The following is a 24,806-nucleotide window of genomic DNA, read 5'->3' as shown; positions in this document are numbered from 1 at the left end:
CTCACCTAATTAACGTATTAAGAAAATTTTATCATTAACCAAATCATATTGGGAATAAACTTCATTCAATTTGTCGATCCGATCATCCTCAACAATATCAGCATCGTCCCAAAACTTATGACTATTGGTGGCACCATATTTTTCACCGATCACGAAGAAATTCAACTCAGTCTGTCTGATCAGTTGTAAAAGTTCATTATCGATCTCATTATGATCAGGACTCCAAGCTAAAACCACGGAATCAATTTCTGAACCAAACTGATCTAGTGCAGAGACAGCATCAGTTTGAATAACTTTAGTGAGCGGAAGATGACCAGTTTGACTTTGGCCGGACCAACTTAAATTGTCAGTACAAATCGATTTGACTCCCCTATCTAGAAAACCTCTCGAGATATAACCGTTTCCGGCCATCAATTCTAAATAAGTATTATCTGGAAACAATTCCGTCCACTGATCCATCAATTGGTCAGTGATGGTGGCCCAATATCCAAAACGAACTTGTAAATAAGTGCGGAATTCACTTAATTGATCATCGAATTGGTGCAGGGTATTGACGGTTTGATCGAACTTGGTTTGATCGAGATCAAAATTTTGTTTTAAATATCTCTCGATTTCAATCTCACTCAACTCAAATTGCGGGAAATGATAACGAGGCAACTTCTGTTGTTTGAGGGCATTAACGATGTGTTCCATGAAGTTCAAGCGTGCGTTGAAGACTTGAGATTTTGGTAATTGTGCCGCAATATCGCGTAAATTCGTTATATAATCCAATAGTTAATTATCCTTTATCTAAAATTGTCATTTCTTATACTACATTTTATTTCCAATAATTGCCAAAAAGTGTAATATTCTAGGTAGTACAAGTTTGAGGTGAAATATGGCGAAAAAAGATAAGAATAAGCAAGAAGAGTCTGGATGGAAATTCTGGCTTCAGACCATTGCATTAACAGTTGTGTTATATGCTGTAATAATGCTGGCATTTAAGTTTACACTAGCGAATGAGCGAGTATCTGGTCCATCGATGCAACCTACTTTTGAGGATGGACAAAAATTACTTGCTGTTAAACATTCCAATATCCAACGGGGTGATGTTATTATTCTTAACGCCCCTGATGAGGCAGGATCGTTTTATATCAAGCGTGTTATCGGTATGCCTGGTGATACGATTCAATCAAAGAATAACAAAATGTACATCAACGGAAAACTTTATAAAGAACCATTTTTAAAAGCTGGTTCTAAATTGAAGGAAAACGATACTAATATCTATGCTGGTAAGGGATATAGTTGGACTTACGATTTCACTTTAAGTCAATTAGCTAAATCTCCTGAATATCAACAGATTTATAGTAAAAGTTACTTGAACAAGGTTAAGAAAACCAACAAAGTTCCCGCTGGTACCTACTTCGTTATGGGAGATCATCGTACAGTTTCCAAAGATAGTCGTTTAATTGGTTTCATTAAGAAGAGTGCCGTAGTAGGCGAAGTCAAATGGCGTTACTGGCCTCTTAACCAAATGAAAGTCTTTTAAAAAATTGTCAGAATTTCTCGCTTAATGATATTATGTAGTTATGGAGGTTACGATTTATGGATAAACCAAATATTTCAGAAGCAATTATTCAATACGAAAAAGATAAGAATATGAACGATACACAATTCGCCTTTGAAAGTCATCTTTCAGTCGAACGAGTTCATAATCTTAAATCTGGCGAGTATGAAGCAACTCCTGATGAAATCAAAACAGTTCTTGAGTATATCAAGCTCCATAGTTAATTATCAAAGATCTCATTTTTCCAATGTGTTTATTATCAAGGCCGATTATTCGGTCTTTTTTTGTGACTTACTGTAATTGTGAAAGATTGATTTTGTTCAGGTAATAACCGTTCACTCATGACAAATTTTGCTTTTATTATCACTGATCAGCACATTTATTAGTGATAATTGTTTGGGTAGTTTGGTAAGTATTTTAAATAAATAGTCATATTAGATTGTGTTAATATTACTATATGTAATATGTTCAAATATAATTGCCATCTTTTATTACTCATATAAATATTAAATGAGGTGAAAACATGTTTTTAGGTAATGTGATCAAAGAGCAACGTCAAAAACTACATTTAAATCAGCAAACCTTAGCAGATGGAATTTGTACTCAAGCGGTAATCAGTCGCATCGAAAATCAGAACATTTCCCCTTCCGTTGAGGTTTTAATTCAGCTTTGCCAAAAATTGTCGCTTACTTTGAATGACCTTTTTTCAGAATTTTCTAAATTACCAAGTAAAAACCTTAATTTGGATAAATTGAATCAAATCGATGATTTCATTCAAAATCAAAAAATATCTGAAGCCGAGCAATTATCTGATTCAATCGATATAGTTAATTACTCAATCAATAATCAAGCACATTATCACTTTCAACTAGCAACTATTGATTATTTGCAGATGAATCTAGATGAGGCCATTTTTCAATATAATTTAATCTTGCAAAGCTTAGATCATAAGTCAAACAAACTTTGGAAATTCCTTGCTTTGATTGGCCTAGCAATGATCTACCAAAAAAGAACCGACCATGACAAAGTGAAGTATTTTATAGATACAGCTGAAAAAATTTTTAATTCTATTCAAGCCCCAAATGATAACCTCTACTATTACTATTTACAGGCAGCAACCCAGATGATCTCTGAGATGGTCAATAATCATCAATTTAACCATGCTTTAGAATTGATTCCCCAATTAGTTGTATCTCACCAGGGGTTTTTACCAACTAAATATACTGATCAATTGTACTATTTCTCGGCTTATGCCAAATTGAACAACAATCTTGGCAATCAACCAACTATCAGTCATGATTTGGCCATGGCTATTGCCTTTGCAGACTATAATCAAAATCAAACATTATTAGACAAGATCGATCAATTAATGCAGCAAAATCATATCAATCAGTTGAATATCAAACCATAATACACAAAAATCTCTCAGAATTGACTTCTGAGAGATTTTTATTTGTAATATATCTAATTACATTAAGAGTGTCTTGAGCTATTCATCGCTCTTTAAAATGCCACCAACAGCATAATGTTCTTTTTTCATTTCATTAAGAACAACATGAACATGTTCTGCGGGTGCACCAGTATTTTTTACAATGGCATCTGTTACATCTTTAACCATACCTTTTAGTTGTTCAGGACTACGTCCAGCAATCAAATCAATATGTACTAATGGCATAATAACCACTCCCTCTTATTTTTTACGTTCGTTATTTAGTTTAACAATTTCTAGTATAACATCAACAGCTTTTTCCATGGACTCTTCAGCAACATATTCATATCTGCCATGCATATTTTCACCACCAGCAAATAAGTTTGGTGTTGGTAAGCCCATAAATGAGATCCTGGAACCATCTGTTCCACCACGAACTGGTGCCTCATCAGGTTCAATATCAAGGTTCTTCATAGCATTTTCGGCGATTTCGACGACATCCATGTGATCTTTGATAACATCGATCATATTGTAATACTGATCGTTCATATCAATCTTGACAATACCGTCACCATACTTGTCATTCAAAGATTTAACGATTTGGTTGATCTTATTTTTACGGTTTTCTAAGCCATTACGTTCAAAGTCACGAATAATATATGACATATCAGCTGAATCTACTGTTCCATTAAGAGACAGTAAATGGAAGAAACCTTGACGACCAGAAGTCTTTTCAGGTACTTCATCAGCTGGTAAAGCATTTTGGAAATCATTAGCAATACCTAGTGCATTGATCATGATGTCCTTAGCAGAACCTGGATGAACATCTTTTCCAGTGATATGGACCTTTAAGCTAGCGGCACTAAAAGTTTCATACTCCAGTTGTCCAACTGGACCACCATCAACTGTATAGGCGAAATCTGCTCCAAAGTCTTTAACGTCAAACTTATCGGCACCAGTACCGATTTCTTCATCAGCACCTAAACCAATAACGATTTTCCCATGTTTGATCTCTGGATGAGCTAAAAAATATTCCATGGCTGTGATGATCTCACTGACTCCAGACTTATCGTCTGATCCTAACAAAGTATCACCACTAGTGGTGATCAATGTTTGACCTTCATAATTATTCAATGATGGGAAAACTTTTGGATCGAGTGTATATTCACCTTTATCATCTAAAGGAATAATACTTTTTCCATCATAATTTTCCACAATTTTTGGTTTGATATTTTCAGAATTGAAATCAGCTGTATCAATATGCGAGATCAAACCAAGAACTGGCACTTCGTAATCAAGATTTGAAGGTAATTCAGCAATTAAATATGAATTGACTGGATGGATGCGGATATTATCTAGACCTAAGTCAGTCAATTCTGTTTCCAATTGCTTGAGAAAGACTGTTTCCCTATTGGATGAAGGTACTGTAGTTGAATCTTCATCTGAACGAGTATTTTCTTTCACATAACCCAAAAACCGTGGTATTAACTTCTCATACTTTGCAGTCATTCGAACACTCCCTAAATAAAATTATAAGGTTCAGTATTTATTTTTGATTTAACGATATCAATATCCCAATGATAATCATTGGCCCAGTCTGAAATCTTATGAGCCATTTTTTCAATAAAAATAGCTTCAATATGATGTCCTGGATCAATTACATTTAAGCCATTAGACATCATATCGTGAGCCGTGTGATAATACACATCACCAGTAATAAAAGTATCGGCGCCCGCTTTAAGGACTTCTGGATAAAATTTACCAGCATCTCCACCAATCAAAGCCACCTGTTTTACCGGTTGGCCTTTTTCTGACTTTACATAACGTAAATTATCTACACCAAAAGTATCAAGGACTTTTTTAGCAAAATCAAGAAGATCCATCGATTCTCCTAAATCTCCGATGCGACCAATAGAATAATCATCATCAGGATCAAGATAACTTGACGTCTTAATATCAACATTTTCACGTAACTTTTCCATTAACCAATCATTCATACCGCCATGGGCACGATCTAAATTAGTATGTGAAGCATTAACAGCAATATCATGAGCTAACAAGTCTTGATACATTTTATTTTGTGGTGAATTTAAATCAAGATTTCTAGCTGGATGAAACATGATTGGATGATGAGCTAAAATCAAATCAACATTTTGATCGATAGCTTCTTGAACAACTTTTGGACGAACATCTAAAGTTGTCAAAACTTTCTTAACGTCTTTTTGACGATCACCAATTTGAAAACCACTTGGATCCCCATCAATCTTGATTGACAATGGAGCAAATTCATCAATTTTGTTTAAAATATCTTGAACTTTTACCATTATAAAATCTCCTCAATGTATTTAATATAATCCTGCATTTGATTAATTTTTACTTGATCGATTTTCTTAGCCTTATGCATATTGGCAACAGAGCGCTGATAACTAGACAGCTTTTTACTCCACTTTTGACGAAAGGTCTCCGACTTATTCATCATTAACACTGGTCCCATCAAATACTGAGCTGACGATAAGGGTTTCACTTGATCAGTTTTTTCAGCTTTAATGATTTCATATAAATGATTTTCTTCGGAAACGATATCTTCATTAACGATCTTAAAGCCATTGTCGACTAACCAATGTCTGACTAGTGGTTCACCAATATTTGGCTGTAAAATCAGAGTTCTCACCGCTGATAATTGATCCTTAGTGGCCCTTTTTAAGATATCACTGATGAGTATTCCACCCATACCAGCAATAACCACAGTATCAATTTTATCCGAAGATTCAATTACGGCTAATCCGTCTCCTAGACGGACATCAATTCTGTTTTGCAAACCAAACTTCTCGATATCAGCTTGTGAACGACTCATTGGACCCTTAGCAACTTCACCGGCAATAGCGTAATCAACGATGCCTTGTTCGATTAATTCGACCGGTAAATAGGCATGATCTGAACCAATATCCGCTAGACGTACATTGGAATCGACCATCTGAGCAACGGATTGAAGTCTTTTCGATAATAAGGTCACTTATTCGGCTACCTTTTCATCGGTTTTACGGTCTTCATCAGTCATGTATTCACGAGTCATTGGCATATTTGTACCACTAGGGCCATTAGTCAATAAGAATTGAATAACATCAATATTTCCACTTTCAAATGAAGCTGCACAGGCTTGAAGATACAGATCCCACATTCTAACAAAGCTTTCACCGTACATATCTTTAACTTTGTCTTCAACCTTAACAAAGTTTTTATGCCAAGTTTCGACAGTCTTTTGGTAATGTCTTCTTAATGGTTCCAAATCGTCAATTTGCAATTTAGCATCCATAATGTGACCAACATTTTCTTTGATATCAGGAATATATCCACCTGGGAAAATGTGTGAAACTAACCATGGATCAACACCAAGTCCTTCGTGTTGACCAGTAATACCGTGAATTAAGGCATTTGCATTAGGCTTCAAAAGTTTCTTAACAGCAGCAAAATATCCCTCGAGATGTTTTTGACCAACATGCTCAAACATACCAACTGAAACAACGTGATCAAACTGTTCATCAAGTTCACGATAATCTTCCAAGATGACTTCCATTTGATCAGTTAAGCCTTCTTGCTTGATTTTATCGTTAACGTAATCATATTGCTCTTGACTTAAAGTTACACCTTTAGCCTTCAAACCATATTCTTTGGCGGCAGTAAACATAAATGTTCCCCAACCACAACCAATATCAAGAATTGTCTCGCCTGGTTTTGTGTGCAATTTGTTCAAAATATGATGAACTTTATTCATTTGAGCAGTTTCCAAATCATCATCTGGTGTTCTGAAATATGCACATGAGTATGTCATTGTTTTATCAAGCCATAATTTGTAGAAATCATTACCGATATCATAATGTTCTTGGATTTCTTTTTTATTATTTTCCTCTGAATGACTGAAACTAGGAATTATTTTCTTTAATTTGATACTGGACATTAAACTATCAGATTGTGTATATGCTGATGTGATAAGCTTTTGGATTGACCCATCAATCTCAATGTCCTTTGCCATATAAGCATCACCTAAAGTCAGTGTTGCGTGTTTTGCAACTTCTGAGATTGGGATTTCCTTATTAAATTTAATTGTTATGTCAGAATCCCCAGCAGGTCCATATTGTTTTTCTTTCCCATCCCAAAAAATAACTTTCACGGGAATTGTAAATGAACGCTTAAAAATTTGATCATAAATCGTTTTATCTAACATAAGATCCTCCAAAAATTGAATATATTAATTGTAAATCAAATAATGAAAAAACAAAAACTTTATTGTGGTATTTTACAAAAAAAAGACCGCCTGGAAATTATCTTCCAAACGATCCTCAAGTAAACTACTCTAAGAAATCTTTCAATTGCTTTGATCTTGAAGGATGACGTAGTTTACGAAGAGCCTTAGCTTCGATTTGACGGATTCTTTCACGAGTAACGCCAAATACTTTACCAACTTCTTCGAGGGTTCTAGTTCTTCCATCATCCAAGCCGAAACGTAAACGTAAGACATTTTCTTCACGATCGGTCAAGGTATCCAAAACGTTTTCAAGTTGCTCTTTCAACAACTCATATGAAGCATGATCTTCAGGACTAGTTGCATCTGAATCTTCAATAAAGTCTCCCAAATGTGAATCGTCCTCTTCACCAATAGGTGTTTCAAGAGAAACAGGTTCTTGAGCGATTTTAAGGATATCACGAACTTTAGTAGTAGCCATATCCATTTCAGCACCAATTTCCTCAGGAAGTGGTTCACGACCAAGGTCTTGAAGTAATTGACGTTGGATTCTGATCAATTTGTTGATTGTCTCAACCATATGAACTGGAATCCGGATAGTTCTAGCTTGGTCAGCGATAGCACGCGTAATAGCCTGTCTGATCCACCAAGTTGCATACGTAGAAAATTTAAATCCTAGACGGTAATCGAATTTCTCGACCGCCTTCATCAAGCCCATATTACCTTCTTGAATCAAATCCAAGAATTGCATACCACGGCCGACATATCTCTTAGCAATTGAAACAACTAAACGAAGGTTAGCTTCAGCCAATTTTTGCTTAGCTTCTTCATCACCCTGTTCGATCTTCAAGGCAAGGTCAACTTCTTGTTGAGCATTCAACAATGAAACACGACCAATTTCCTTCAAGTACATTCTAACTGGATCATTAACTTTGATGTCAGTTGGAGCAGCTGTATCTTTTTTACTTGGCGCTTTTTCATTCTTCTTTTCGTTTAAAAGAGCTAACTTACTAGGATTGCCCTTTTCATCGACAACGGCAACACCTTTATCTTGTAATTGTTCCAAAGTGTCATCAAGTGTTTCATCCTTCAATGAGAAAGGTTTGATCAAAGTATCAGTCAATTCAGTTTCAGTAACTTGACCGGCCTTCTTCTTGTCTTTGATCAATTTCTTAATGGCGTCTTTGAGAGCCTTACTTGATTTAACGACCTTTTTTGTCTTTGCTTTGCTTGATACTGTTGTTTTCTTTGTTGCCATATATAAATTCCTCCAGTATGCATTAATTGCTAGCTAACAATTTTCTAACATTGATCAACTCTTGAGCTAGTTCAAGTTGTAATTTACTATCACCTACCATAGCCGCCTTCTTTAACTGACGATTTATATCGGAAATTTTAAATTCCAAATCATGACTTTGAATATTAGAAATGTAGTCTTGAATCTCTTGATCATTATATTCATCAGGCATTTGCATAACTTCGATGTCTGCTAAAATATTTTTTGATTCATCATCAAGAAAATTCATAAAGCTTGAGATGTTAATCTCGCCGTCATCATTACTTGTATCCACGTAACTTATTAAATCGTTGAAGATGGTCTGATATTTATCATGAACAAAGGTAAATCCATTACCCTTGAGCATCGACCTGATCTCCGGAAAAATAAGTGACCAATAAATTAAGTTACGCTCGGATTTTTCAACGCGATCATAACGATCAGAAACCTTAGCTGTGGTTTGTTCAAGCTTAGCCTTCTGAACATTTTTATAATTATTAGCTGGTTTGGAAATTGCATTCTTTCGACGAAGATTCTCTAATTCTTTGTGGATAGAATCAGTAGAAACATTCAACTCATCAGCTATTTGACCAACATACATGTCAATTTCCACTGGTGACTTGAGTTTCACGATCTCCTGGAGCGTCTTGTTAAGAAACTCCAGTTGATCATGTTCGTTATCCAAATTATAGTTGCGACGAAAATACCTTAAAATAAACGATATTGGTGTTAAAACAGCACTTTTAGTCAATTGCTGAAACTTCTCAGCACCTTCGCTACGAATATATTCATCAGGATCTTTTTGATCCGGAATGCTGATAACTCCATAGTTGAAACGATCATCATTTAGTTGCGTCAAAGCTCGGTACGTTGCTTCAACACCGGGGTCATCTCCGTCATAACAAACATTGATCTGATTAGTTAAACGACTCAACGTATACAATTGTTGATCCGTTAAACTTGTACCCATAGAAGCTACCCCATTAGTTACACCAGCCTTATAAGCGCTCATGACGTCCATAAAGCCTTCGAACAGGATGACGTTTTTTTCTTCACGAATACCACGCTTGGCTAAATTCAGATTGAATAGCGTCTTGCTCTTACTAAAGATAGGAGTTTCCGGACTATTCATGTATTTAGCGACACCTTTTTCTTTGTTCAATATTCGACCAGAAAAGGCGATAATTCGACCGTTCTCATCTTTGATAGGTATCATCATTCGATCTCTAAAACGATCGAACATTTCTCCTTGATCATTTTCGGCAAATAAGCCGGATTTTCTCAGGGTACTTTCATCGATTGAACGGTCTTTAAAAAACTGTAGTAATAAATTTGAGTCGTTAGGTGCATATCCTAAATCAAAATCACTAATCAGATCATCCGTGGTATTTCGATCATGAAGATACTTCAACGCATTATTTCCATTCTCAGTTTTAGTCAAAATATGACTATATAATTTGGCAGCATCCTGATACATTTGCATCAAAATTCGACTGTCAGAATTTTCGTAAGATGACGAGCCATCATTTTGGACACCATCTGGAATGGGAATATTACTAAACTGGGCAACCTCAATGACGGATTCAGGGAAACTTTTGCCTTCAATTTCCATAATGAACTTGAAAACATTGCCTCCACGTCCACAACTAAAGCAATGGAAAAACTGTTTGTCCTCTAGCACATTAAACGAAGGAGTCCTCTCTTCGTGAAATGGGCATAATCCAACAAGATTTTTACCAGACTTCCGTAATTGAACATACTTACTGATCACATCAACGATATTTGTTTTTGAGGTAACTTCATCGATGAAGTCTTGCGGAATTCTTCTTGCCACAGCGTCACCTCCCTCAAAAGAATTGTAAAAACAGTGACTTACAATATATCACGATAGAAATACATTTGCAACCACTTTTTCTATTTAACTACTATTTTAGACAAATCTCCTAATTTTGCAATTAAATTGTTTAAGACAACTAATTGAGTCAAACGGTTCTTCTTGATAGCTTCATCCTTATCCATGATCATGTTTTCATCAAAGTAACTATTAATAGTGGCTTCTAAAGCAACCAATTGATCATACAATTGAGCGATATCTTTAGTCGTTGAACCATAAATAGCTTGAACTTGTTTATTTAGCTCAGTTTCTGAAGGATGTTCGAAAATACTTTCATCTTCTTTAAGATCTTTTGAATATTTGAAATCAGCTTTCTTAGCTAAGTTAACTACTCGACCAAGTGCTTCCATATTTAATTTAAAGTTCTGATCAGCCACATGTGATTGTAGAACTTGGGCTGTCTTGATCATTGAGATTGGATCAAAGTTAGAACCTGAAGTAACTGCCTCGATGATATCTTTTCTAATTGATGTAGTATACAACCATTGACGTACACGGTCGATCATAAAGTCATTTAGATCGTCAACATGAGCCGAAAGATCAAGCTTTTCAGGAACATCAAGATTCTCAACTAAGTATTGTTGTAATTTATCGATATCTAATGACCATTGATTATTTTGCAAGATGCGAATAATTCCGTAAGCTTGGCGACGCAATGCATAAGGATCATTTGAACCACTTGGTAACAATCCAACGGCAAAGAAAGTAATCAACGAATCTAATTTATTAGCAATGGCTAAGGTTGCACCAGCTTTAGTAGCTGGCAATTCGCCATCAGATGAGATTGGCATGTAATGTTCGCGAATAGCTTTAGCAACACCATCAGTCTCACCCATGATTGAAGCATATTTTTCACCCATAACACCTTGGAGTTCTGGAAATTCATCAACCATGTTAGTTACTAAATCAAATTTATAAATGTCGCTAGCTCTAAGCACATCTTTGGTTTCCGAATCATTCAAACCAAAAATTTCAGCCAAATGTTCAGAGATTTGATGAACTCGTTGCATTTTTTCGTACATTGTACCAATTTTAACGTGAAAATTAACTGTTTTAAGTTTGTTAACATAATCATCGATTGATTTCTTCTGATCTTCTTTGAAGAAGAAGTCGGCATCTTCAAGTCTAGCAACTAAAACTTTTTCATTACCTTGAACGACATTTTCGATATGTTCCGAATTACCATTACGAACACCAATGAAATCTGGTTCGAGTTGACCTGATTTATTTCGAACGAAGAAGTATCTTTGATTATCTCTCATTGATGTAATCAAAACTTCTTCAGGTATCTCTAAATATTTACGGTCAAATGTACCATGGAAAGTCGTTGGAAATTCAACTAAGTTGTTAACCTCTTCCAACAGATCTTCATCAACATCTATCACCCAATCATTGTCGTCAGCAATAGTTTGGATTTGATCTCTGATAATATCCTTACGTTCCTTAGCATTAACGATCACGAATTGTTGTCGTAGTTTTTCGACGTAATTACGGGCATTGTCAATCTCAACATCTTCACCTAAGAATCGATGACCAAGTGTCATTCGACCAGATTCGACATCTAAAACTTTAATATTGACTTCTTCATCATCTAATAGAGAAACCAACCAATGAATCGGACGGATATATTCAAAGTTATAATTTCCCCAACGCATTCTGGTAGGGAAAGTCATTGCAGTGATAACTTCAGGAATATTTTGTAGAACATCAGCAGCATCTAAACCAGTTTCATGTTTTTGGATGTAAGCATACTCAACACCTTTTAATTCTTCAAAGAAGATGTCATCAGCCGTCATACCTTGTCCACGTGCAAATCCTTGAGCGGCCTTAGTCCAATTGCCATCGTCATCTTGAGCAATTTTTTTCGATGGTCCTTTAGCTTTAACATCGATATCTGTTTGTTTATCAGACATATCTCTGACAAGAACAGCTAAACGACGTGGAGTTGAGTATTTTTCAATTGCAGAGAAAGAAATTCGATTATCTTTTAAGAACTTAGATGTTCTTTGAGCTAATTGATCGATACTTGGTGTAACCACATGAGCAGGCATTTCTTCAAGTCCGATCTCTAATAGGTAATTTTTAGTCATTTGCTTTCTCCTTTGCCGATTCATTATTTGCTAAAAGTGGGAAGCCTAGTTTTTTACGTTCTTCTACAAAGGCCTTGGCAACTTTATGAGCCATCTTTCTAATTCTTGATAAATAAGCAGCACGTTCGGTAACTGAAACAGCGCCACGAGCATCTAATAAGTTAAAAGTGTGTGAACACTTCAAAATATAATCATAAGCTGGATGTACTAAGCCTAGATCCATTAAGCGATTTGCTTCTTTTTCATATTTATTGAAAAAGTCAAACAACATATCTTGATTACTCTCGTCAAAAGAATATGTTGAGTGCTCATATTCAGGCTCTTTAAAGATATCTCCATAAAGGACGCCGTCGCCCCATTCAAGATCATAAACAGATTTAACATCTTGGATGTATTCAGCTAAACGTTCAACACCATATGTGATTTCACTGGTTGTTGGATGACATTGAAGACCACCAACTTGTTGGAAATAAGTGAATTGAGTGACCTCCATACCATCAAGCCAAACTTCCCAACCAACACCAGCACAACCCATTGAGGGGTTCTCCCAGTTATCTTCGACAAAACGAATATCATGTTCTAGTGGTTCAATTCCAAGAGCACGTAATGAATCTAGATAGTATTCTTGGATATTTTCAGGAGCTGGCTTCATAACAACTTGAAATTGATGATGTTGATAAAGACGGTTAGGATTTTCACCATATCTACCATCAGCCGGTCTTCTTGAAGGTTCAACATATGCAGCATTCCAAGGTTCTGGTCCGATAGCACGTAAAAATGTATAAGGGCTCACTGTCCCCGCACCCTTTTCAGTATCGTAAGCTTGCATCAACATGCAACCCTTTTCACCCCAAAAACGTTGAAGTGTCAAAATCATATTTTGAATATTTAACTTTTTTGTCATTGTTTCTCCCTTCAAGTGAATACAACACAAAAATCGCCCCTCGCAGAAAGTACACTTGTACATGCTGCAAGGGACGATCACTCGCGGTTCCACCCTTATTCAGAACTAATCAAAGTTCTGCTCTTTTGTATTAAAATAATCTTACGCCATATAAAATTATCGTGGCTTTCACTGACCCACGTCGCTGTCACATAACATAAATGATAGCTATCTTAAAGTTTTTTGTCAATATCAGACATCCCAATGATGCATCTTTTCGATAAAAGTTTTACTCTTAGGATAAAACCCAACTGAACCTAGGTAAATTGCATCGATCGCATGTTGAATCAAATCTTTATTGCTTTCTTTTAATTCAATACTACGGACTTGATCGATTTGAATATTTGAGAACAATTGTAAAAAATAAAGTGTTTTTCGGGACAGATGCAAACGATTAGGATCAGCCTTGAAATGTTTTGAACAAATTATCCCGCCAAGGTTCACCGAATAATCAAAGATACCTTCTGTTTCTCCACCTACAACACATCTATGCATATTTGGTTCGACACCAAAGATTTTTAGAAGATGCATTTGGACAATGTTGACTAAGATTTGTGCATCAGCTCCATTGTTGATGTACATCAAAGTTTTGAAGACAGTCTTATACCAATCGTCTGGTAGCCTTTGTTCGATAAAAGCATTTTGCACGATATCAAATAAGAAAGTCGCATATGCATTGAGTTCAATATCTTGAATGATCTCATCAAATTGACGAATATTACTGGCAGAATTTATATAGGATAAACCTTGTGATTTGACTAGGCCACTGTAATCTCCGTAAGAAAATGGAATAACTGCCCCAGAAATCTTTGACTTTCCTGTCTGTGTACCTCGAACTAGAAAAGTTCGATATCCATATTCGCGTGTCAAAATGGTTACTAAAGCATCACGTTCACGATAACGTTGTCGTTTTACGACTATACCAAAGAAATTAGTCGTTTTTCGGCTCATTACTTCAGGTCCTTGAGTGAGTACCCAGCTTTAGACAAGAACAACGGATCATCGCGCCAGTTTTTCTTAACTTTGACCCAAAGTTTCAAGTTTATCTTCTCGCCTAATAAGTGTTCAATTTTGATTCTTGAACCAATACCGATGTTTTTGAGCATACTACCACCTTTACCAATGACAATGGCCTTCTGACCATCGCGTTCAACATAAATAGTGGCCTCAACTTGTAACTTACCTCTTTCAGTCCGCTGATTCATAGACTCAACGATAACAGCAACAGAATGAGGAATCTCATCTCGAGTATCATCAAGAATCTTTTCGCGAATCAGTTCACCAACAATGAAATATTCAGGATGATCCGTAATTTGATCTTCATCATAATATTTTGGACCAAATGGTAAATGTTTAGTCAGTGAATCAATTAAATCTTCGACATTATTTCCGTTGGTAGCTGAAATTGGAATCACTTCAGCAAAATCCAAGAGATCCTTATATTCATCTATTTGAGGAGCCATCTCATCAGGATTGATCAAATCAATCTTATTTAAAATCAAAAACACTGGTGCTTTGACATTGGCCAATTCTTCGATGATATATTTATCTCCAGGACCTGCTTGTTGTCCAGCCTCTGTCATAAATAAAACAACATCAACTTCTTTTAAAGCTGAAAGAGCTGCCTTATCCATATATTGATCCAAGTCATTATGAGTCTTATGGATACCTGGTGTGTCTAGAAAGATGATCTGACGTTCATTGTCAGTATAAATGCCTTGTATTTTATTTCTGGTAGTTTGTGCTTTTGGGGAAGTAATAGCTACTTGTTCTTTAATAATACGGTTCATAAATGTTGATTTACCAACGTTTGGTCTTCCAACAATAGCTACAAATCCTGAGCGAAATTTATTATCCATAATTAATCCATATCCTTATCACTAAAAGCTAGCGGTAGTATTTGTTCAAAAGTAAATTCATGGTAATCATTATTAACATTAGCCAAGAACACTTGACTATCTGGACCCATAAATTCACTCATCACTTGACGACAAGCACCACATGGTTTAGACATCTCAGTTGTGCCATTAACTATCACAATAGCCTCAACACTAGTATGCCCTTCTGAGACAGCTTTAAATATAGCTGTTCGTTCAGCACAATTCGTTAATCCATAGGAAGCATTTTCAATATTGACTCCGGTATAAATTGTGCCATCTTCAGTTACTATAGCGGCCGAAACTTGATATTTGGAATAAGGCGCATAAGCATTTTCCAAAACAGATTTAGCTTGCTCAAATAATTGTTGCTCGTCGATTTTCAATAGTCGTTACCTCTTATTTTTTTAAGCCGTAGGCGCTTAATACTTTTTCTTGAAGACCGATCATGACTTTTTCGTCTTCAGGTTCAATATGATCGTATCCGTTCAAGTGCAAAATTCCGTGCACGATAGTATAGCCTAGTTCACGATCAAATGAATGGCCATAATCTTTCGCATGTTCGGCAACAATCTCGACGCTGATGAATAGATCACCTAAGTCAACTGGTAAATCAGGAATTTGTTGTTCCATATAATCCAGTGAATCTTCACCGTCATTGATAGCAAAACTGATCACGTCAGTAGCTCGGTCAACATCACGATATTTTTTGTTGATTTCATGAATCTTGTCCTTAGTTACAAAATGGATCGAAAGTTGGGTATTGTCAGCCAGCTCAAGCTCGTTAGCTGTGAAATCAACCAAGTCTTCCACCCATGCTTGACGTTCTTCATCAATTAAATTGTCATCATTATATATTTCTAAATCCATATTTTACTCCGTTGTTATTTTTCTTTGTTATCTGAACCATCGTACGCATCAATAATTTCGGCTACTACTGGGTGACGAACGACATCCGCAGAAGTGAAATTGACGAACTCAATGTGAGGCAGATCTTGTAAGATCTTCTCTGCTTGAACTAATCCACTACGACTGTGTCCGGGCAAATCAATTTGAGTTGCATCACCATTAACGATCATCTTGGAATCAAAGCCAAGACGTGTCAGAAACATTTTCATTTGTTCTCGAGTAGTATTTTGAGCTTCATCAAGAATGACAAAGGATTCATCTAACGTCCGACCACGCATATATGCCAAAGGGGCCACTTCAATCACACCACGTTCGAGTAGACGATTAGTATGGTCGGCACCCATAATAGCGTATAAGGCATCATAGATTGGGCGAAGATATGGATCGACCTTTTCTTTCAAATCTCCTGGTAAAAATCCGAGACTCTCTCCAGCTTCAACTGCCGGACGAGTAAGAACGATTCTTTGAACTCTTCCTTGTTTCAATGCTGCAACTGCCATTACAACTGCAACATATGTCTTACCAGTACCGGCAGGCCCGATACCGAAAGTAATATCATTATGTCGAATTGCATTAACGTATTGGCGTTGCCCAAAATTACGTACCCGGACTGGTTTGCCACTAAAGTCTTTAATCAATTCTTCTTTATACAAGTCACCAAAATAGTCCAAGGTCCCTCGTTCAGCCATTTTCAAACCGCTGACAATATCTGCGGAACCAAATGAAATACCATTTTGAGAAAGCTTGATGAGCTTTTTGATCAGAGACAATGCTTTGTCGACATCAGAAGTTTCTCCAATGACATCCACCTGTTCTCCGAAAGCATGAATTTCTACATTCAAACCCTCTTCAATCAAGTTCAAATTACTATCATTCACTCCAAAAATATTAACTGCATCTTGCGGATTGCTGATGGAAATACTTTTTTTAGTTTGTTGCTTGTTTTCAGCCAATAAATCACACCCCTGTCATTACCTTGAATGATACCATAGTGATAGTAAAAACTAATAAAAAAAGGCTAAACCTTCTAATGTTTTAACCCTTTAAAGCAAATTTTCTATATTATCAATAATTCTAGATAGAAAAAAACCACATCCAAACGGATATGGTTTTGTTTTTAACGACGCTTCTTGTTGCGCTTACGAGCAGCCTCAGATTTTAACTTTCTTTTAACACTAGGTTTTTCGTAAAATTCGCGCTTTCTGTATTCTTGAAGTGTTCCACTTTTTGAGACAGAACGTTTAAAACGACGAAGAGCATCATCAAGCGACTCATTTTCATGAACGATAGTTTTTGCCATATGATATCCCTCCTTCCAATATTGAACGTAACTGCCTATTTCTTTTACAGTTCATATGTTATTATAACAAAAAGAGCTTAATGTTCAAACTATTTTTTACTTTTTTTAGGAGGAGTTTTTATGGCTGAAAAACAAAACGTGTTTGTATTATCTGATGCCGTCGGTGAAACCGCTCAACAAGTTGCTACAGCGGCCTTCGCCCAATTCCCTACGCTTGATATTATTTATACCAAATTTCCTTTTGTAAAAAATGATGACCGATTAGAGACTATTTTGAAATTAGCAAAAGAAAAAAATGCCGTTATCGTTCATACGATTGTTTCTAAAGAAACCATTCACACCATTGACGATTACTGTCAAAATAATGATCTTACTTATTATGACATACTTAACCCTATTATTGGAACTTTTTCGCAACTAAAAAATGTTGCTCCAATCCGTAAGAAAGGTATGACCCATAATTTAGATGATGAATATTTCGATATGATTTCAGCAATGGAATTCACCTTAGCAAATGACGATGGTCAAAATCCCAAAGGATTTCTTGATGCTGATTTAGTTCTTCTAGGCATCTCCAGGACATCTAAGACACCTTTGTCACTCTACTTAGCAAATAAAAATGTTAAAGTCGCCAATCTGCCACTGATACCATCAGTCAGCATTCCCAAAGAGCTTTGGAAAGTGGATCCTGATAAAATCGTTGGCTTGACTAATGACAAAAGTGTTCTATTAAAAATTCGTCGTCAAAGAATGATTGCCTATGGACTTGATCCAGATACAATTTACTCTGAGGCGGATGAAATCCAAAAGGAACTAGACTACTCAAATGAACTATATGACAAAATTGGCTGTTATGTTATCAATACAGCTGACCGTTCAATCGAAGAGACAGCAGCACTGATTATGGAAAAATTAAACCTTAATGGTTATCACGAAACTAAATAGCATTCAAATAATACACTAACCAAAATAATAGACATCATTCAAATTATGAATGATGTCTATTTTTATTTATTATTTAATAATTTAGTTTTCATATCCGGATCGAATTGTTCAGCCTTCAGCATGTCGATCTCAGCTTTAAATGCCGGGACACCCTTTTTATCGTTGTCATCTTTTTTCACGTAAGGTGTTTCCATAATCTTAGGAACATCTTCTAACTGTGGATGATGTGCAACATAATTTAAGGCATCAAAGCCAATCGTTCCAAAACCAATATCATCATGTCGATCTTTATGGGATCCACGTTCATTTTTTGAATCATTTAAATGAACGACCGAAATACGATCAAGACCAATAATGTGGTCAAATTCATTTAAAACACCATCAAAATCATTTTTGATATCATAACCTGCATCACTCATATGACAAGTATCAATTGTCACTGATAACTTATCATTTTGCGAAACCAAGTCAAAAATTTGCGCAATCTGCTCAAAACTAGTGCCGACTTCAGTTCCTTTACCAGCCATCGTTTCAATCGCAATTGAAACTTTTTGATCTGGTGAAATGATTTCATCTAAAGCATGGGCAATTTGTGTCAACGCCACGTCTGGGCCTTTACCCAAATGAGCTCCAGGATGAAAACTCAGGGCTTGAATACCTAGTGCGTCACAGCGCTCAATTTCGCCCTGCATGAATTCAATCCCAAACTTCAAATTTTGAGGTTTAACAGTATTGCCGAGATTAATGATATAAGGCGCATGTCCAATGATATTGTTGATGTCATACTCTTTGAGTAATTTCTGACCTTCAGGTATCCGCATTTCAGAAACGTCTTTACGACGTGTATTTTGTGGAGCACCGGTGAAAATCATTATAGCATTTGCACCATAACTATGAGCTTCCTGAGCCGATCCGACCAACATTTTTGGAGCTTTCATTGCGACATGTGAACCAATAATCATTTTTATCCCCCTACTAATAAATATGTTTCTGATAGAATCTACCCAAGACTTTGACAGTATCAGTAACACTGACAAAAGCGTGTGGATCAGATTCATACATAGCATTTTCTAGTTCATGCTGTTCTGCTCGTGAAATGACCGTGAACAAAATTGTCTTTTGTTGATGCTTATAAGCACCCTCTGCATCATGCACGATAGTTATACCACGACGCATTTCATTTTGAATCTCAGTGATCACACTCTTAGGCTTAGAAGTTACGATCATAACCTGTAATTTTTGATCTTTGTTATAGATCATATCAATAACCTGTCCATTAATAAAAATGCTGACAGCACTATATAGAGCATGAACCCAGCCAAATAGAAAGCCTGCGCAGATGATGATAAATAAATTAAAAATAATATTTATCGTGCCAACGCTTTTTCCAGTTTTCCTTCGTAATACGATACCGATGATATCAATACCACCGGTCGAGATTCCATTTCTTAATGACATACCTGTACCAAAACCATTAACGACTGCACCAAAGATTGCGCAGACTAAAGGATCAGCTGTGATCTTCAAAGGTGGTATCCAATGCATCATAAACGATGAAAGGACGACTGCCACGAATGTAAACATCGTAAATTTGTGTTCAATTTTCGTCCAAGCCAGAACGAACAGTGGTGCATTCAAAACAAACAGCATAATAGCCGTTGAAACATGAAATGGCATCCAGCGCTGCGAGATAGTTGATACTAACTGGGCAGCACCAGTAACTCCAGAACCATAAATTCCGCCTGGGGTCCAAAACATATTAACGGCTATTGAGACTGTAATTGAATATAGAAATGCAACCGATAGTTTTGATAAGCTCTGATGTCTTTCAATCAACTTATCGAGTTCATCCATGAAAAAATCTCCTAATTACCTTAGTATTTTTACCTTAGTAATCTTAACACAATTCTTGATAAAAGCTGTTATTTTTGGTGTTTTTCCAAAAATGCAGCACGTCCACCTTTTTCTTCCATTTCATAACGTAGTGGATTCTTCTTATAGAAATCTTGATGATAGTCTTCAGCAACATAAAATTCCTTGGCTGGTTGAATCTTAGTAACGATAGGTTCATCAAACTCACCAGATTCAGCTAAAGCAGCTTTTGACTTTTCAGCAATGTCTTTTTGTTCATCATTTGCATAAAAGATCACTGGACGATAACTGTCTCCGCGATCTTGGAATTGACCAGTAGCATCAGTAGGATCTGCTACTGTCCAATAAATCTCAACTAAATCTTTGTAAGAAATAACATCAGCATCAAAAGTGATCTTGACTGCTTCTGTATGTCCAGTTGTTTCGGAACAAACTTGTTCGTAAGTTGGATTTGGCACGTGTCCGCCAGTATATCCAGAAATAACTGAGATAATACCTGGTTGTTGATCAAAAGGATGAACCATGCACCAGAAACATCCTCCAGCAAAAATCGCAGTTTCTTCCTTCATTATTTATCACCCTCGTTTACAAATTGCTTATACTCGCCGTATCCTTTTTCATCCATTTCCTCGTAAGGAACGAATTTCAACGAAGCTGAATTGATACAATATCTTAAACCGCCTTCAGCTTCAGGACCATCAGTAAAGACATGACCCAAATGAGCATCAGTACCCTCACTTCTAACTTCTGTTCTTTCAGTTCCAATAGATGTATCACGTTTTTCTTGTAATTTAGCAATTGGTTGACTAAATGAAGGCCAACCACAACCGGCATCATATTTCTTAGCTGATGAAAAGAGTGGTTCTCCGCTCGTAATATCAACATAGATACCCTTTTTGTAGAAATCATCGTACTTACCACTAAATGGTCTTTCAGTTGCAGCATGTTGTGTAACCATGTACTCCATCTCATCCAAGTTATCTAAATCTTTCTTATATTCTTTTGCCAACAAAATCACTCCTTTTTATATATTTTAGTATAAACAAGAATATACTCATTACTATTAATCTGCTCACAAATTTAAGATTTTCACACGATTTTCAGAAACTAATTTAAATATGTAATAAATTCTTCAAAAAATGTCATTTTGGTAAAAAGTTTTACCTCAAAGGCTTGCCTGTTTAGTGTCAACTTGCTGATTTTTTGAAAATAGGACGTCGATCAAAATGATCGACGTCCTATTTTATTCAATTAGTTTAAATCGACTCTATTCTTTTTCGTCAGCAACTTCAATGCCAAGTTCTGCCAACTGCTCTTTGGATACTCGAGCAGGTGCATGTGTCATTGGTTCAGTTGCATTTGAATTCTTAGGGAAGGCAATCACGTCGCGAATGTTATCTTTACCAGACAATAGCATGGCAAAACGATCGAGTCCGATAGCCAAACCACCATGTGGTGGGCATCCATAAGTCAAGGCATCCATTAAGTAGCCAAATTCAGCATTGGTTCTTTCAGGTGTGAAATCAAGTGCCTTCAACATCTTTTCTTGAATCTCTCGGTCATGAATACGGATAGAACCTCCACCTAACTCGTAACCATTCAAGACGATATCATAACTTTGAGCGTAAGCCTTATGAGGATCTTCACCATCGTTTAAGTAGTGAACATCTTCTTCATTAGGCATTGTGAATGGATGGTGGGCAGCAGTCCATCTTTGAATACCTTCATCATATTCGAACAATGGCCAGTTAACGACCCAAGTAAAGGCAAACTCGTTAGGATCGTACAAGTTCAAGTCTTTGGCAATATCAGTTCTCAAGTAACCTAAGGCATCATCAACCACTTTTTTACGGTCAGCAACGAACAAGACCAAATCGTTGTTTTCAAGACTCAAACGCTCAACTAATTTATCTTCATGAGAAGTAATGAATTTAGCCACTGGTCCTGTCAACTTATCATCATTATATTTGACCCAAGCCAAACCTTTAGCACCAAAACGTTTGATGTATTCAGTGTAAGCATCAATATTCTTACGAGAATACTTATCAGCATTGTTTTTGACAACAATAGCTTTAACTTGACCACCATTGTCGATAGCACCCTTGAAGACCTTAAATTCAGAGTCAGCAAAGATGTCACTCAAGTCTTGCAATTCCATTCCAAAACGAATATCAGGTTTATCTGAACCATAACGGGCCATAGCATCGTCCCATTCGATACGAGGGAATGGTAATTTAACATCGATCCCCTTCTCATCTTTCATAACACGAGCAATCAAGCCTTCTGTAACTGTTTGAATCTCTTCGGCACTCATAAAACTAGTTTCCAAGTCGATCTGAGTAAACTCAGGCTGACGGTCACCACGAAGATCTTCGTCACGGAAACAATGTGCAAGTTGGAAGTAACGATCAAATCCACCGACCATCAATAATTGCTTGAACAATTGAGGAGATTGTGGCAAGGCATAAAAACTACCTGGGTAAACACGTGAAGGTACCAAGTAATCACGAGCACCCTCAGGAGAAGATTTTCCTAAGTTAGGTGTTTCGATGTCGATAAATCCATTGTCATACAGATATTCATTAACTGAATGTTTGATTTGAGCACGTGTCCGCAAAGCTTTTTGCATGACCGGACGACGGAAATCAAGGTAACGATACTTCAATTTGGTTTCTTCAGTTGTATCGATATTATCAGCAATTTCAAATGGTGGTGTCTTTGATTTGTTGAGGATCTCCAATTTTTCAACCACAACTTCAACTTTACCAGTCTTCATATTTGGGTTAACAGCTTTAGGTCCACGAGATCTAACTGTACCAATTGCATTGATAACGTATTCTGAACGCAAAGTTTCCGCCTTAGCAAAAATCTCACTGTCGTCATTATTGAATACTAATTGTACGATACCTTTATAATCGCGAAGATCAGCGAAAATCAATCCACCAAGATCACGACGGCGTTGAACCCAGCCATCTAGTGAAACAGTCTTGCCGAGATAATTTTCATCGATATTACCGCAATAATCTGTTCTCTTCTCCATTATTTGTCCTCGATTCGTTTTAGCTCGTCAGCTAATTTTTCCAATGACACTGGATGTTCATCACCAGTAGCCATGTTCTTGACGTTAGCTGTATCATTTTCTAATTCATTGTCACCAATTGTGACTGTATATTTTGCATTCAAATTGTTAGCTGTCTTAAATTGAGCCTTAGTCTTACGTTGCAAATAATCCTTATCGGCAGAAAAACCAGCTGCACGTAACTTAGATAAGATTTTAACTGAAGCTTGTTCAGCTTTTTGGCCAATCGTTACTAGATAAACATCTAAGTCAGAAGTCAAATTCAAATTATCATCTAAAAGTAAGAGTAGTCTTTCAACACCTAATCCAAATCCGATACCTGGTGTTTCTGGTCCACCCAATTCTGAAACTAAACCGTTATATCTACCGCCAGCTAAGACGGTGATTTCTTTATTATTAAAAGCCGGATCAGTGACCATGAATTCAAAGATCGTATGGTTGTAGTAATCGAGACCACGTACCATTGTATGGTCAACTTCATAGTTGACATTCAGATCATCTAGTAATGACTTTAAATACTCAAAACGTGACTGTGATTCGTCGTTTAAATAATCCAAAATCGAAGGAGCATTTTCAACAATCTTTTGGTCGTTTTTATCTTTACTATCTAAAATACGTAAAGGATTTTTATCCAAACGGATCTTTGAATCATCGCTCAATTGATCTTTGAATGGTGTGAAATAATCAACTAATGCTTGATGATAATTTTGACGTGACTCTGGATCACCTAAAGTGTTGATAGCAACTTTCAAGTTCTTAACGCCAAGTTGACCTAAAAATTCTAATCCCATTGAGATGATCTCAGCATCTAATTCTGGTGAATCTGAACCAAAAGCTTCGACACCAATTTGATGGAATTGTCTTTGACGACCAGATTGTGGACGTTCATATCTAAACATTGGACCCTTATACCAAACTTTATATGGTTTGATATGTTCTGGCCCATATAACTTGTTTTCAACATAAGCTCTAACTACGCCGGCTGTCCCTTCAGGACGTAATGCAAGATGACGGTCACCCTTATCCTTGAAGTCATACATTTCTTTCGAAACGATATCTGATGTGTCACCTGATGATCTTTCGAAAACTTCATATGATTCAAAAATCGGTGTTCTGATCTCCGAAAAACGGTAACGATTAAAAACTTTTTGGGCTACATCTTCGATGTATTGCCACTTTTGGGACTCACCTGGCAAAATATCCATGGTCCCCTTTGGCTTTTGATAGCGCATTGGTTTACTCCTTTTTTAAGCACCCCTGTCTTTAAAGACAAGGGTGCTCTTGGCACGGTACCACCTAGTTTGTTTCTACAGTTAACGCCTGCCATACGTTTGTGTAACGTCACTCAAATGTTTACTACCTGATCTCAGCCTTCAGGTTCTCTGTAAAGTAAATGTTGTTTGATT

Annotated in this window: 26 protein-coding genes; 4 read left to right on the top strand and 22 right to left on the bottom strand. The window is 36.5% G+C overall.

What is annotated here, in order from left to right; genetic code table 11:
- Positions 1-9: 9 nt before the first annotated feature.
- On the bottom strand, positions 10-771 hold the full coding sequence (locus tag FC27_RS01055; protein ID WP_010623540.1) for a hypothetical protein: 762 nt from the start codon (positions 769-771) through the stop codon (positions 10-12).
- 106 nt (positions 772-877) lie between these two features.
- Between FC27_RS01055 and lepB the strand changes: the two genes are divergently transcribed.
- From lepB to FC27_RS01040, 3 genes are all read left to right on the top strand, one after another.
- A complete protein-coding gene (lepB, locus tag FC27_RS01050; protein WP_010623541.1) occupies positions 878-1,528 on the top strand; it encodes a signal peptidase I in 651 nt (216 codons plus the stop codon).
- A 56-nt stretch (positions 1,529-1,584) separates the two neighbouring features.
- Positions 1,585-1,770: an LBP_cg2779 family protein gene (locus FC27_RS01045; protein WP_010623542.1), complete on the top strand. Its 186-nt coding sequence runs from the start codon at positions 1,585-1,587 to the stop codon at positions 1,768-1,770.
- A gap of 299 nt (positions 1,771-2,069) precedes the next feature.
- Positions 2,070-2,957, top strand: a complete 888-nt coding sequence (locus tag FC27_RS01040; RefSeq protein ID WP_010623543.1) for a helix-turn-helix domain-containing protein — start codon at positions 2,070-2,072, stop codon at positions 2,955-2,957.
- 78 nt (positions 2,958-3,035) lie between these two features.
- Here the strand turns inward: FC27_RS01040 and FC27_RS01035 are convergent, their stop codons facing one another.
- The 15 genes from FC27_RS01035 to rpsU form a co-directional block, all read right to left on the bottom strand.
- The gene (locus FC27_RS01035) at positions 3,036-3,221 is read right to left on the bottom strand and encodes a 2-hydroxymuconate tautomerase (protein ID WP_010623544.1); all 186 of its coding nucleotides are present in this window, start codon (positions 3,219-3,221) and stop codon (positions 3,036-3,038) included.
- Positions 3,222-3,236: 15 nt separating this feature from the next.
- On the bottom strand, positions 3,237-4,484 hold the full coding sequence (gene pepT, locus FC27_RS01030; protein ID WP_010623545.1) for a peptidase T: 1,248 nt from the start codon (positions 4,482-4,484) through the stop codon (positions 3,237-3,239).
- Positions 4,485-4,495: 11 nt separating this feature from the next.
- Positions 4,496-5,299 carry a Nif3-like dinuclear metal center hexameric protein gene (locus tag FC27_RS01025; protein WP_010623546.1) on the bottom strand — a complete coding sequence of 268 codons (804 nt, stop codon included), beginning with the start codon at positions 5,297-5,299 and terminating at the stop codon, positions 4,496-4,498.
- Positions 5,299-5,988, bottom strand: a complete 690-nt coding sequence (locus FC27_RS01020) for a tRNA (adenine(22)-N(1))-methyltransferase (protein WP_010623547.1) — start codon at positions 5,986-5,988, stop codon at positions 5,299-5,301. Before FC27_RS01020 ends, FC27_RS01025 begins: the two co-directional genes overlap by 1 nt.
- Positions 5,989-7,197 (bottom strand): SAM-dependent methyltransferase, encoded by a 1,209-nt coding sequence (locus FC27_RS01015; RefSeq protein WP_010623548.1) that lies wholly within the window; start codon positions 7,195-7,197, stop codon positions 5,989-5,991.
- A 124-nt stretch (positions 7,198-7,321) separates the two neighbouring features.
- Entirely contained in the window at positions 7,322-8,473 is a 1,152-nt protein-coding gene (gene rpoD, locus FC27_RS01010) for an RNA polymerase sigma factor RpoD (RefSeq protein WP_010623549.1), read from the bottom strand.
- Between the two features lie 22 nt (positions 8,474-8,495).
- A complete protein-coding gene (gene dnaG, locus FC27_RS01005) occupies positions 8,496-10,325 on the bottom strand; it encodes a DNA primase (RefSeq protein ID WP_010623550.1) in 1,830 nt (609 codons plus the stop codon).
- An 80-nt stretch (positions 10,326-10,405) separates the two neighbouring features.
- Positions 10,406-12,475: a glycine--tRNA ligase subunit beta gene (glyS, locus tag FC27_RS01000; RefSeq protein ID WP_010623551.1), complete on the bottom strand. Its 2,070-nt coding sequence runs from the start codon at positions 12,473-12,475 to the stop codon at positions 10,406-10,408.
- Positions 12,468-13,379 (bottom strand): glycine--tRNA ligase subunit alpha, encoded by a 912-nt coding sequence (gene glyQ, locus FC27_RS00995; protein WP_010623552.1) that lies wholly within the window; start codon positions 13,377-13,379, stop codon positions 12,468-12,470. Before glyQ ends, glyS begins: the two co-directional genes overlap by 8 nt.
- A 231-nt stretch (positions 13,380-13,610) precedes the next feature.
- Entirely contained in the window at positions 13,611-14,369 is a 759-nt protein-coding gene (gene recO / locus FC27_RS00990; protein WP_010623553.1) for a DNA repair protein RecO, read from the bottom strand.
- Positions 14,369-15,277 (bottom strand): GTPase Era, encoded by a 909-nt coding sequence (gene era, locus FC27_RS00985; protein ID WP_010623554.1) that lies wholly within the window; start codon positions 15,275-15,277, stop codon positions 14,369-14,371. The genes recO and era overlap by 1 nt, the downstream gene beginning before the upstream one ends.
- A 2-nt stretch (positions 15,278-15,279) precedes the next feature.
- Complete coding sequence (locus FC27_RS00980; protein WP_010623555.1) at positions 15,280-15,681, bottom strand: cytidine deaminase; 402 nt, start codon at positions 15,679-15,681, stop codon at positions 15,280-15,282.
- 13 nt (positions 15,682-15,694) lie between these two features.
- Positions 15,695-16,165, bottom strand: coding sequence for an rRNA maturation RNase YbeY (ybeY, locus tag FC27_RS00975; protein WP_010623556.1), 471 nt, complete (start codon positions 16,163-16,165; stop codon positions 15,695-15,697).
- 14 nt (positions 16,166-16,179) lie between these two features.
- Positions 16,180-17,157, bottom strand: a complete 978-nt coding sequence (locus FC27_RS00970) for a PhoH family protein (RefSeq protein ID WP_010623557.1) — start codon at positions 17,155-17,157, stop codon at positions 16,180-16,182.
- Positions 17,158-17,321: 164 nt separating this feature from the next.
- A complete protein-coding gene (rpsU, locus tag FC27_RS00965) occupies positions 17,322-17,504 on the bottom strand; it encodes a 30S ribosomal protein S21 (protein WP_010623558.1) in 183 nt (60 codons plus the stop codon).
- Between the two features lie 120 nt (positions 17,505-17,624).
- Here rpsU and FC27_RS00960 point away from each other — a divergent pair, with 120 nt between their 5' ends.
- Positions 17,625-18,449: a pyruvate, water dikinase regulatory protein gene (locus tag FC27_RS00960; protein ID WP_010623559.1), complete on the top strand. Its 825-nt coding sequence runs from the start codon at positions 17,625-17,627 to the stop codon at positions 18,447-18,449.
- Positions 18,450-18,511: 62 nt separating this feature from the next.
- Here the strand turns inward: FC27_RS00960 and FC27_RS00955 are convergent, their stop codons facing one another.
- From FC27_RS00955 to hisS, 6 genes are all read right to left on the bottom strand, one after another.
- The gene (locus tag FC27_RS00955; protein WP_010623560.1) at positions 18,512-19,411 is read right to left on the bottom strand and encodes a deoxyribonuclease IV; all 900 of its coding nucleotides are present in this window, start codon (positions 19,409-19,411) and stop codon (positions 18,512-18,514) included.
- Positions 19,412-19,424: 13 nt separating this feature from the next.
- A complete protein-coding gene (locus FC27_RS00950; protein ID WP_010623561.1) occupies positions 19,425-20,303 on the bottom strand; it encodes a YitT family protein in 879 nt (292 codons plus the stop codon).
- A gap of 68 nt (positions 20,304-20,371) precedes the next feature.
- The gene (gene msrA / locus FC27_RS00945; protein ID WP_010623562.1) at positions 20,372-20,890 is read right to left on the bottom strand and encodes a peptide-methionine (S)-S-oxide reductase MsrA; all 519 of its coding nucleotides are present in this window, start codon (positions 20,888-20,890) and stop codon (positions 20,372-20,374) included.
- The gene (msrB, locus tag FC27_RS00940; RefSeq protein ID WP_010623563.1) at positions 20,890-21,330 is read right to left on the bottom strand and encodes a peptide-methionine (R)-S-oxide reductase MsrB; all 441 of its coding nucleotides are present in this window, start codon (positions 21,328-21,330) and stop codon (positions 20,890-20,892) included. The genes msrA and msrB overlap by 1 nt, the downstream gene beginning before the upstream one ends.
- A gap of 258 nt (positions 21,331-21,588) precedes the next feature.
- On the bottom strand, positions 21,589-23,361 hold the full coding sequence (gene aspS, locus FC27_RS00935; protein WP_010623564.1) for an aspartate--tRNA ligase: 1,773 nt from the start codon (positions 23,359-23,361) through the stop codon (positions 21,589-21,591).
- Entirely contained in the window at positions 23,361-24,632 is a 1,272-nt protein-coding gene (hisS, locus tag FC27_RS00930; RefSeq protein ID WP_010623565.1) for a histidine--tRNA ligase, read from the bottom strand. The genes aspS and hisS overlap by 1 nt, the downstream gene beginning before the upstream one ends.
- Between the last annotated feature and the right edge of the window lie 174 nt (positions 24,633-24,806).

The organism is Companilactobacillus versmoldensis DSM 14857 = KCTC 3814 (genome assembly GCF_001434295.1).
In the GTDB taxonomy this organism is placed as follows: domain Bacteria; phylum Bacillota; class Bacilli; order Lactobacillales; family Lactobacillaceae; genus Companilactobacillus; species Companilactobacillus versmoldensis.
Note: the sequence above shows the minus strand (reverse complement) of the source record. Positions and strands in the feature narration are given on the sequence as shown.

Excerpts from the sequence above, each read along its gene's own strand:
- hisS (WP_010623565.1), bottom strand. The coding sequence starts at position 24,632 with ATGCGCTATCAAAAGCCAAAGGGGACCATGGATATTTTGCCAGGTGAG.
- lepB (WP_010623541.1), top strand. The coding sequence starts at position 878 with ATGGCGAAAAAAGATAAGAATAAGCAAGAAGAGTCTGGATGGAAATTC.
- aspS (WP_010623564.1), bottom strand. The coding sequence starts at position 23,361 with ATGGAGAAGAGAACAGATTATTGCGGTAATATCGATGAAAATTATCTC.
- rpsU (WP_010623558.1), bottom strand. The coding sequence starts at position 17,504 with ATGGCAAAAACTATCGTTCATGAAAATGAGTCGCTTGATGATGCTCTT.
- FC27_RS00960 (WP_010623559.1), top strand. The coding sequence starts at position 17,625 with ATGGCTGAAAAACAAAACGTGTTTGTATTATCTGATGCCGTCGGTGAA.
- FC27_RS01025 (WP_010623546.1), bottom strand. The coding sequence starts at position 5,299 with ATGGTAAAAGTTCAAGATATTTTAAACAAAATTGATGAATTTGCTCCA.
- FC27_RS00950 (WP_010623561.1), bottom strand. The coding sequence starts at position 20,303 with ATGGATGAACTCGATAAGTTGATTGAAAGACATCAGAGCTTATCAAAA.
- recO (WP_010623553.1), bottom strand. The coding sequence starts at position 14,369 with ATGAGCCGAAAAACGACTAATTTCTTTGGTATAGTCGTAAAACGACAA.
- pepT (WP_010623545.1), bottom strand. The coding sequence starts at position 4,484 with ATGACTGCAAAGTATGAGAAGTTAATACCACGGTTTTTGGGTTATGTG.
- FC27_RS01045 (WP_010623542.1), top strand. The coding sequence starts at position 1,585 with ATGGATAAACCAAATATTTCAGAAGCAATTATTCAATACGAAAAAGAT.
- rpoD (WP_010623549.1), bottom strand. The coding sequence starts at position 8,473 with ATGGCAACAAAGAAAACAACAGTATCAAGCAAAGCAAAGACAAAAAAG.
- FC27_RS01015 (WP_010623548.1), bottom strand. The coding sequence starts at position 7,197 with ATGTTAGATAAAACGATTTATGATCAAATTTTTAAGCGTTCATTTACA.
- glyQ (WP_010623552.1), bottom strand. The coding sequence starts at position 13,379 with ATGACAAAAAAGTTAAATATTCAAAATATGATTTTGACACTTCAACGT.
- FC27_RS00955 (WP_010623560.1), bottom strand. The coding sequence starts at position 19,411 with ATGATTATTGGTTCACATGTCGCAATGAAAGCTCCAAAAATGTTGGTC.
- FC27_RS01035 (WP_010623544.1), bottom strand. The coding sequence starts at position 3,221 with ATGCCATTAGTACATATTGATTTGATTGCTGGACGTAGTCCTGAACAA.
- msrA (WP_010623562.1), bottom strand. The coding sequence starts at position 20,890 with ATGAAGGAAGAAACTGCGATTTTTGCTGGAGGATGTTTCTGGTGCATG.
- glyS (WP_010623551.1), bottom strand. The coding sequence starts at position 12,475 with ATGACTAAAAATTACCTATTAGAGATCGGACTTGAAGAAATGCCTGCT.
- FC27_RS01040 (WP_010623543.1), top strand. The coding sequence starts at position 2,070 with ATGTTTTTAGGTAATGTGATCAAAGAGCAACGTCAAAAACTACATTTA.
- era (WP_010623554.1), bottom strand. The coding sequence starts at position 15,277 with ATGGATAATAAATTTCGCTCAGGATTTGTAGCTATTGTTGGAAGACCA.
- ybeY (WP_010623556.1), bottom strand. The coding sequence starts at position 16,165 with ATGGATTTAGAAATATATAATGATGACAATTTAATTGATGAAGAACGT.